Source organism: Pedomonas sp. (assembly GCF_036515995.1).
Classification (GTDB): domain Bacteria; phylum Pseudomonadota; class Alphaproteobacteria; order Sphingomonadales; family Sphingomonadaceae; genus Pedomonas.
The window spans coordinates 1-8,568 of record NZ_DATBUP010000078.1 but is presented as its reverse complement, the minus strand read 5'-3'; the positions used below and the strand labels follow the sequence as shown (position 1 = coordinate 8,568).

The window sequence follows — 8,568 nt, the reverse complement described above, 5'->3', positions numbered from 1 at the left end:
ACCCAATGCGCCGCCGGCCGCAGCGCCTGCCGCACCGGCCGCACCGGCCTTCAGCGCAGTCGGGTCTCCTCCTTCCAGCACGGTCAGGCGATATTCCACGTCCTCACGGAAGCGGTTGAGCGCTTCCTCGGCCTGGCGGGCGCGGAAGCTGGCTTCCTCAACCTGGCCGGTCAGGTTGGCATTCTGCTGCTCCAGCGACGTGATTCGGCCCTGCAGTTCGGTCAGCAGGTCCGGGCCCGGGCTCTGCTGCTGCGGCGCGGCCGGCTGGGTATCGGAGTATTCCGGCTGGAAATACTTGGAAGCACCGCCGGGGAACACCTGCCGCTGCACGGCCTTCATCTCGGCTTCCAGCTTGTCGACGCGCTTCACGACGTCCTGCTGCGCCAGGGCGGGCAACGGGGCCAGCGGCATCGTCAGGACAGCAAGAACAAGTGCAACGGACACCTGACGGCACTTCAGCATCAAGGCAAGCCTCCTCTCGGCGGGAAATCACGACAGCGACATGGCTGTTTAGTTACTGTCTGGCATCAGAATATGCCAGCATTCCGGCACAGGCCCTGAACATCTCGCGGCTTGGCCGGAAAAACCAAACGCTCCGGCGCGGGTGTGCACCGGAGCGTTCAGTTAGAACAGCGAAGCTGCCCAGACCTGGGTCAGGTCTTAGCTGGCAGCGCCCTGCAGCACGGTCACGCCGCGGCGGTTCTTGGCGTAGGACTCTTCGTCCGAACCCAGAACTTCCGGACGCTCCTTGCCATAGGAGATCGAGGTGACGCGGCCGGCTTCAACGCCCTGTGCAACCAGGAAGGTGCGCACGGAGTTGGCGCGGCGGTCGCCCAGAGCCAGGTTGTATTCGCGGGTGCCGCGCTCGTCAGCGTGGCCTTCGACGGTCACGGAGACGTTCGGGTACTTCTTCAGCCACTCGGCCTGCTTCGCGAGGGTTGCGCGAGCGGCATCGTCCAGCGCGTAGCTGTCATAGGCGAAGAACACGCGGTCCGAACCGGCGGTGTTCACGAAATCCTGAACGCTGCCCGGAACGACAGACGGCGTGACCGGAGCCGGAGCGGCCGGAGCCGGTGCCGGAGCGGCCGGAGCCGGCGGCGGCGGCGGCGGGAGCTGCTCTTCCTTCTTGGCGCAGGCTGCGGCCATCATGGCGAGACCGCTAACAACAGCGATTACCTTGAATTTCTGCATGATTTCTTCCTTACGGCAACCTTTTGGTGCGCCGGTCTCAGCGAACGGACGCTACTTTTTGGGTTATAGGATAGAACTAAAAACGGTCAAGCTACTGCATTGGCAATACGTAACAAATTGACCGCTTTTACCTCAGTGTACCCCTACGGTAACAGGGGGCCCCATGCGGGGTCGGACGCGTCCAGCGGCGTGCCGATCGGGCGCTCGTTCTGGCCCGTCAGGTCGACCGACCAGATCTTGCTGCCACCGCCCGTGCCGCCCCGGCCGTAGCGGTCCGTGCGGAAGAAGATGACCACGCGGCCGTTGGGCGACCAGGTCGGGCCTTCGTCCTGCCAGGCGTCGGTCAGCACGCGCTCGCCCGAGCCGTCCGGACGCATCACGCCGATGCGGAACTTTCCCTCGTCCATCTTGGTGAAGGCGATGTAGTCGCCGCGCGGCGACCACACCGGCGTGGCGTAGCGCGAGCGCTTGTTGCGGGTGTCGAACGAGATTCGCTGCGCGCCCGAGCCGTCGGCGTTCATCACATAGAGCTGCTGGGTGCCGCCCCGGTCCGATTCGAACACGATCTTGCTTCCGTCCGGCGAGTAGCTGGGCGAGGTGTTGATCGAGGGCGAGTTGGTGAGCTGGCGCAGGCGGCGGGTGCGCAGGTCCATCACATAGATGTTGGTGTTGCCGCCGCGGCTGAGGCTCAGCAGCACCGAATTGCCGTCCGGCGAGAAGCGCGGGGCGAAGCTCATGCCCTGGAAGTCGCCGATCACTTCCTGACGGCCGCTGTTCAGGTCATAGAGGAACACGCGCGGCTTGTTCTGGAAGTAGGACAGGTACGCGATCTGCTGCTGCGAGGGCGAGAAGCGCGGCGTCAGCGCCATGCTCTGGCCCGAGGTCAGGAAGCGGTGATTCTCGCCGTCCTGATCCATGATCGCCAGGCGCTTGATGCGGTTGGTCTTGGGGCCGCTCTCGCTCACGTACACCACGCGGCTGTCGAAGTAGCCCTTCTCGCCGGTGATCTTCTCGTACACGAAGTCCGAGCACTTGTGGGCGGTGCGCCGCCAGTCGCGCGGGTTGCGGGCGGTGAAGCCGGTGCGGCCCATCTCCTCCTCGCCGAACACGTCATAGACGTAGCAGGCCACCAGCAGCGAGCCGTCCGGGTTGGGCTGCACGTAGCCCGTCACCAGCGCCTGTGCCGCCACGGTGCGCCAGGCGGCGAACTGCGGGGCCGAGGCGTCGGCCGGGGTCACGCGGGTGGTGAAGGCGCGCGGATCGATCGGCCGGAACAGGCCGGAGCGCTCCAGATTCGCCGAGATCACCTTGGCGATCTGCTGGCCCAGCTCGCCGGTCGAGCCGGCCGGGGTCGCAACCTCGGCCGTGCCGGGGAATGCCGGCACCGCCACCGGCACGGGCTGCACAACGCCACCGGTCACGTCGATCTTCAGGACGGCGTGGGCGGGAGACGCCGCGGCCATAAGCGCGGCAAAGGCGGCAACAAGCAAACGTTTCACGGCTCAACCTTTCGCATCAGGCGCCTTACATCAGGCGCGATGGATCGAAGTTCAGTTCCATTTCCTGCCCCGCCCAAACCGGTGCCAGTTCGGCGGGCAAATTATAGGGCGCACACCGCAGGATCGCCCGGCGGGCCGCGCTGGCCAGCGCCTGGGCGTAGGCCTGGTTGCCGGCCCCTGCCCCGGTCTGCCCCACCACGACCGGCTGGTCGAGGATCCGCCCCTGCGGGTCCAGCCGCAGGCGCACGGTCACCGTCATGTCCATCACGTCGCGCCCGCCGGTCGGCGGGTTGAAGCAGCGGGACACCTGGGCGTCCATCAGCTGCTGGATGGTGGCGGCCGCGCGCGAATCGAGCATGGCGTTCTTTGAGATATCCTTCTCAAGCGTCTTGGCCAGTGCCGAAACGTTCAGCGGCTTGCGATCCGCCTTCTCCAGCCGCTTGTCGATCAGGTTCTCCAGCTTGGAAGCGTCCAGGCGCTCCTTGGGCTTTTCTTCCTTCTTCGGCGGCTCTTTCTTCGGCTCCGGCTTGGGCTTGGGCTGTTCCTTCTTCGGCTCCGGCTTGGGTTCCGGTTTCGGTTCGGGCTTGGGCTCAGGCTTGGGCTCGGGCTTTGGTTCCGGCTTGGGCGGCGTGGGCTCGGGCTCGGGTTCCGGCTCGGGCTCCACCGCATCCGGCTCCACCGTTTCCTGCGGGGCGGCATCGATGGACGGCTTGGGCTTCTCCGTCACGCGCGGCACGTCGGCCACGTCCACCAGTTCGATGGGAATGGGGTCCATGACCTGACGCTCCGGCGTCGACCTTGGCCAGTTGAGGGCCAGTGCGACCGCCAGCGCCACGTGTGCAACGCCCGATATGGCAACGCTCGAGCGATTCACGCGCTAGTTCCCCTTTTGCTCCGTGATGAGAGCCACCTTCTTGAAGCCGGCCCCGTTCACCTCGCCCACCACGCGCATCACCATGCCGTAATCCAGCGTGGAGTCGGCGCGCACGTAGATGCGCGGCTCGTCCCGGCGCGCTTCGGCGATGGCGGTCAGCTTCGGCGCCAGTTCCTCGACCGTGATCTGCATCTCGTCGATGAAGACCGCGCCCGAGGTGTCGACCGAAATCTGCACCGGCTTGTTGTCCTCGTCGTTGAGGGCCTTGGAGTTGGCATCCGGCAGGTCGACCGGCACGCCGGTCACCAGCAGCGGCGCCGTCACCATGAAGATGATGAGCAGCACCAGCATCACGTCCACCAGCGGGGTCACGTTGATGTCGGCCATCGGACGCCGCCCGCGGCCACGGCCGCCGCCCGGGGGTACTACATGGAAAGCCATGTCAGCGTTTCCTTCTCACTTGGCGTCTCGCCTGACCGCTCAATCGGCCTTTTCGTCGAGCTGACGCGACAGGATCGCGTGGAACTCGTCGCAGAAGGTGGAGAGACGGTTGCCGTAGCGGGCCATCTCGCCGTTCAGCTTGTTGTAGCCGATCACCGCCGGAATGGCGGCGGCAAGGCCGATGGCGGTGGCGAACAGCGCCTCGGCAATGCCGGGGGCCACCACGGCCAGCGAGGTGTTCTGCGTCTGCGCGATGCCGGTGAACGAGCGCATGATGCCCCACACCGTGCCGAACAGGCCGACGAACGGAGCCACCGAACCCACCGTCGCCAGGAAGGTCAGGTTGTTCTCCAGCTTGTCCATCTCGCGCTCGAAGGTCACGCGCATCACGGTGGAGAGACGCTGCTTCACCGAAGCCTTGTCCACCTTGCCGTTGGAGAAGGACCGCCGCCACTCTTCCATGGCCGCGCCGAACACGTTGGCGAACGGATGGTCGCCCCGCGCCTTGGCCTTCTCATAGACCTTGTCCATGGAGTTGCCGGACCAGAAGTTGTCTTCGAACTTGTCGGCTTCCGCCTTGATCTTGCGAACGCGCCGGCCCTTGTCGATCATGATGGCCCACGACCAGATCGAGGCCACCACCAGGCCGATCATCACGGCCTTCACGACGATGTCCGCCTGCCAGAACAGGCCCCAGGCCGAGAAATCAATATGCCCCGCAGCCAGCGCAACCGTATTTACCGAGTCTTCCATCACGCTTCCTCTTATTCCATCCCGGCCTGCAGGAGCGTCTCGAAGCGCTCCCGCCAGGCAGCCGGCTGACGCCGCGGTCGCCCGCCATCGCCCACGAAGGCGACCGTCACCCTCGCGTCAGTCAGCAATTCATTTTTCCGGACGATCCTCTGCCGGATCACGCAGCTTGCAGCCCCCAGCGCCTCGACGGTGGAGACAACCGTGATCACGTCATCAAGGTGGGCAGGTCGCTTGTAGTCGATCTGGAGCGAGCCGACGACGTAGTTGCCCTTCCCGGCCCCTGTCGCCTCCAGCCCCTGCCGCTGCTCGATGCCGAAGCACCGGAGCATGTCGGTGCGGGCGCGCTCCATGAACCTGAGGTAGTTGGCGTGGTAGACCACGCCGCCCGCGTCGGTGTCCTCGAAGTAGACCCTGAGCGAATAGCGGTGGACGCCGTTGTCGATACGGCCTTGGTAGGCCCGGTCGGCGTCGCCGTCCCGTGCCCCGCCATCCCGTGCCTCCTCGTGTCCGCCAGTCATGACAAGCCGCTCAGACAGAAGTGCCCCCTCAAAAGCGAATCGCAAGAATGCCCCTTACCCTTCTCCATCAAGAAGGGGAAGCTGCTGTGGCCGGTTTGACGGCGGAGCCAGGCCAAGGTGTTCAAAAGCCGCGGGCGTCAGCATGCGTCCCCTTGCTGTACGGGCGATGAACCCGATCTGAATCAGATAGGGCTCGATCACTTCCTCCAGCGTATCGCGCGGCTCGGAAAGCGCGGCGGAGATGGTCTCGACGCCCACCGGCCCGCCCTGATAGGTGTCCGCAATCGTCGAGAGGTAGCGCCGGTCCATCTGGTCCAGCCCCAGCCGGTCCACGTCGAGGCGCGTCAGCGCCGCGTCCGCCACCGCCCGGTTGATGATCCCCTCGCCCGCCACCAGGGCAAAGTCCCGCACCCGGCGCAACAGGCGGCCCGCAATACGCGGCGTGCCGCGCGAGCGCGCCGCGATCTCCCGCGCGCCGTCCGGGGCGATCGCCGTGTTCATCACCATCGCGCCGCGCCGCACCACCAGTTCCAGCTCGTCGGTCTCGTAGTACTGCAGCCGCACCGGAATGCCGAAGCGGTCCCGCAGCGGCTGGGTGATCAGCCCTGAGCGCGTCGTCGCCCCCACCAGCGTGAACGGCGGCAGGTCGATCCGCACCGAGCGGGCCGACGGCCCCGTGCCGATGATCAGGTCCAGCTGCCGGTCTTCCATCGCCGGATACAGCACTTCCTCGACCGCCGGATTGAGCCGGTGAATCTCGTCGATGAAGAGAACGTCGCCCGCCTCCAGGTTGGTCAGCAGCGCCGCCAGATCGCCCGCCTTGGCGATCACCGGGCCGGAGGTCGCCCGGAAGTTCACGCCCATCTCGCGGGCCACGATCTGCGCCAGCGTGGTCTTGCCAAGGCCCGGCGGTCCGAAGAACAGCACATGGTCCAGCGCGTCCCCGCGCGACTTCGCCGCCTCGATGAAAATCCGCAGGTTCTCGCGTGAAGTCTGCTGGCCGATGAACTCGTCCAGCCTCTGCGGCCGCAAGCTCGCCTCGAGGAAATCCTCCTCGCTGCGCATGCCCGCCACCAGTCGCTGTTGCTCGTCACTCATGGCTGTTGTTTACGCGCCCGCGAACAAAAGCGGAATAGCCGCCAGCGTCACAAGTCCCGTTTTTTGCGGGTTTCGCCCTGTTGGGCTTCTCATGCTCTATCCGGTCGTTTCGCAGGAGGGACTTGTCCCTCACGGCACCCCCTTGCGTTAATCGGGTCGCGCCCCGATCAGCCGCCGAGCCCTTGTCATTGCCGCCCAACGCCGATGTCCGTTGCGGCCCCATCAAATGAATTCATACGACTGGGTTCTTGATGCGTTCCAACGCAACAAATCATTGAAATTATTGTAATTTAATAAAGATGCTGCCAGATGTGCCTGCTATGTTTCCCTCCGACGGGCGCACCGCGGCAATCCTGCTGCGATGCAATCCCGCCGTCGGAAGGAGGTGGTTCTCATTCCGAAAGAAACGGTTGCGGCTTTCATCATCGGGTTCCAACGCTGATGATTGCCTTCGCGATGCTTGTTCTCAAGATCGTAGAGGTGGCACGCTCGAAATAGGGCGGGCAAGGGTTCGGGGCCGACACCCCGGACCCATCTTACCCCCCGAGACCCATTTGCGCCCCGGACCTATCAACACCCCGGCCCCCTCCAATGAAAAAGCCCGGACGCCGACACGTCCGGGCTTTTCTCGGAAGGTAGTGTGATGATCCAAAAGAAACGCTTGTAGCGGGATCCTGAATACCAGAATTTCCTACCGGGCGTAAACCGTCTCACAGTCGAATATCCAGCGCCCTGCCCCGCCTTCCAGCGCGTAACAGCAAAGCCTGACGGCAACCCTTACAGCCGCCCGCTCATGGCCTCTTTCAGCGCCGCCTTGATGAGCGCGTCGAGGGAAGCGTCCTCGCCCACCTTGCCCTTGGCGGTGGAGACGGCCGTGCTGGCTTCGGCGGGGCGGTAGCCGAGGTTGACGAGCGCCGAGACCGCATCGGCCAGCAGCGAGCCGGCCGAGGCTGCGCCGCCGCCGCCGCCCGCCGGGGCCACCTCGAAGTCCGGCAGGATGGCACCCACCTTGTCCTTCAGCTCGATCACGATGCGCTGGGCCAGCTTGGGACCGACGCCGTTGGCGCGGGAGACCGCCGCCTTGTCCTGATGGGCGACCGCCGCGCTGAGTTCGGCGGGCGAGAGCGCCGAGAGGATGGACAGCGCCAGCCGCGCGCCCACGCCCTGCACGCTGGTCAGCAGCTTGAACCAGCGCTGGTCTTCCTGCTTGGCGAAGCCGAACAGGGTGATGGCGTCCTCGCGCACCTGGGTTTCGATGAACAGGCTCATCGTCTGGCCGACCGGCGGCAGTTGGGAGAGCGTGCGGGTGGAGGCATGGACCAGATAGCCGACCCCGCCCACATCGATGATGACCGTATCCTCACCGATGGAATCAACGGCACCGCGCAACTTGGCGAACATCAGGCCATCCTCTTTGCATTGGCGAGAACCGCCGCCGCCCCGGCGGCGTAGGAGTGGGCGATGGCAACGGCCAGGGCGTCGGAGGCGTCCGGCCCTGCGATCTTCACGCCTGGCAGCAGACGCTTCACCATGGCGTCCACCTGCTCCTTGGCAGCGTGGCCGACGCCGACGACCGCCTTCTTCACGTGGTTCGGGGTGTATTCGGCCACCGGCAGCCCGAAGAGGCTGGCCGTCATCAGCACCACGCCCCTCGCCTGCCCCAGTTTCAGGGTGGAGGTGGGGTTCTTGTTGACGAAGGTTTCCTCGACGGCCGCGCCGTCCGGCTGCCAGGCGTTGAAGACCTCCAGCAACCCCCGGTGGAGCGCCACGAGGCGCTCCGCCAGGTCATCGACACGATCGGTCGAGACCGTGCCGTTGGCGACATGGGTCAGACGCAATCCGTCCACGTCGATCACACCCCAGCCCGTCTTCGCGAGGCCAGGGTCAAGACCAATCAGGCGTCTGACCCTTGCCACCGCCGTCAGCCGAGCTTGGCCATCACGTCGTCGGGCACTTCGTAGTTGCCCCAGACGGTCTGGACGTCGTCGTTGTCTTCCAGCGCGTCGATCAGCTTCATCAGGCTGATGGCGGCGGCTTCGTCCACGGTCACCATGTCGCGCGGGCGCCAGGCCAGCTTGGCGCTGTCCGGCTCGCCCAGCACGGCTTCCAGCGCGCGGGCCACCTCGTGGAGGTTCTCCGGGGTGGTGTAGATCTCGTGGGTTTCCTCGTCGGAGGCCACGTCTTCCGCACCGGC

General features: G+C 65.6%; 10 protein-coding genes and 1 pseudogene. All 11 read right to left on the bottom strand.

Annotation, left to right across the window (positions count from 1 at the left end):
* Positions 1 to 462 (bottom strand): annotated as a pseudogene (locus VIG90_RS06315) (YbgF trimerization domain-containing protein); the annotation flags it as partial.
* 198 nt (positions 463 to 660) lie between these two features.
* A complete protein-coding gene (gene pal, locus VIG90_RS06310; RefSeq protein ID WP_331592631.1) occupies positions 661 to 1,191 on the bottom strand; it encodes a peptidoglycan-associated lipoprotein Pal in 531 nt (176 codons plus the stop codon).
* 143 nt (positions 1,192 to 1,334) lie between these two features.
* Positions 1,335 to 2,690, bottom strand: coding sequence for a Tol-Pal system beta propeller repeat protein TolB (tolB, locus tag VIG90_RS06305; RefSeq protein ID WP_414695469.1), 1,356 nt, complete (start codon positions 2,688 to 2,690; stop codon positions 1,335 to 1,337).
* A gap of 25 nt (positions 2,691 to 2,715) precedes the next feature.
* Entirely contained in the window at positions 2,716 to 3,564 is an 849-nt protein-coding gene (locus tag VIG90_RS06300) for a hypothetical protein (RefSeq protein WP_331592630.1), read from the bottom strand.
* A 3-nt stretch (positions 3,565 to 3,567) separates the two neighbouring features.
* A complete protein-coding gene (gene tolR, locus VIG90_RS06295) occupies positions 3,568 to 4,005 on the bottom strand; it encodes a protein TolR (protein WP_331592629.1) in 438 nt (145 codons plus the stop codon).
* Positions 4,006 to 4,044: 39 nt separating this feature from the next.
* On the bottom strand, positions 4,045 to 4,758 hold the full coding sequence (tolQ, locus tag VIG90_RS06290; protein ID WP_331592628.1) for a protein TolQ: 714 nt from the start codon (positions 4,756 to 4,758) through the stop codon (positions 4,045 to 4,047).
* A gap of 11 nt (positions 4,759 to 4,769) precedes the next feature.
* A complete protein-coding gene (gene ybgC / locus VIG90_RS06285) occupies positions 4,770 to 5,276 on the bottom strand; it encodes a tol-pal system-associated acyl-CoA thioesterase (RefSeq protein WP_331592627.1) in 507 nt (168 codons plus the stop codon).
* Positions 5,277 to 5,330: 54 nt separating this feature from the next.
* Positions 5,331 to 6,374 (bottom strand): Holliday junction branch migration DNA helicase RuvB, encoded by a 1,044-nt coding sequence (gene ruvB / locus VIG90_RS06280; RefSeq protein ID WP_331592626.1) that lies wholly within the window; start codon positions 6,372 to 6,374, stop codon positions 5,331 to 5,333.
* A 777-nt stretch (positions 6,375 to 7,151) separates the two neighbouring features.
* Positions 7,152 to 7,775, bottom strand: coding sequence for a Holliday junction branch migration protein RuvA (ruvA, locus tag VIG90_RS06275; RefSeq protein ID WP_331592625.1), 624 nt, complete (start codon positions 7,773 to 7,775; stop codon positions 7,152 to 7,154).
* Complete coding sequence (gene ruvC / locus VIG90_RS06270; protein WP_331592624.1) at positions 7,775 to 8,290, bottom strand: crossover junction endodeoxyribonuclease RuvC; 516 nt, start codon at positions 8,288 to 8,290, stop codon at positions 7,775 to 7,777. The genes ruvA and ruvC overlap by 1 nt, the downstream gene beginning before the upstream one ends.
* A gap of 5 nt (positions 8,291 to 8,295) precedes the next feature.
* The coding region (locus tag VIG90_RS06265; RefSeq protein WP_331592623.1) for a YebC/PmpR family DNA-binding transcriptional regulator at positions 8,296 to 8,568 on the bottom strand (273 nt) is incomplete at its 5' end.

Coding starts and splice junctions, on each gene's coding strand:
- ruvB (WP_331592626.1), bottom strand. CDS start 6,374: ATGAGTGACGAGCAACAGCGACTGGTGGCGGGCATGCGCAGCGAGGAG.
- ruvA (WP_331592625.1), bottom strand. CDS start 7,775: ATGTTCGCCAAGTTGCGCGGTGCCGTTGATTCCATCGGTGAGGATACG.
- ybgC (WP_331592627.1), bottom strand. CDS start 5,276: ATGACTGGCGGACACGAGGAGGCACGGGATGGCGGGGCACGGGACGGC.
- tolR (WP_331592629.1), bottom strand. CDS start 4,005: ATGGCTTTCCATGTAGTACCCCCGGGCGGCGGCCGTGGCCGCGGGCGG.
- tolQ (WP_331592628.1), bottom strand. CDS start 4,758: ATGGAAGACTCGGTAAATACGGTTGCGCTGGCTGCGGGGCATATTGAT.
- pal (WP_331592631.1), bottom strand. CDS start 1,191: ATGCAGAAATTCAAGGTAATCGCTGTTGTTAGCGGTCTCGCCATGATG.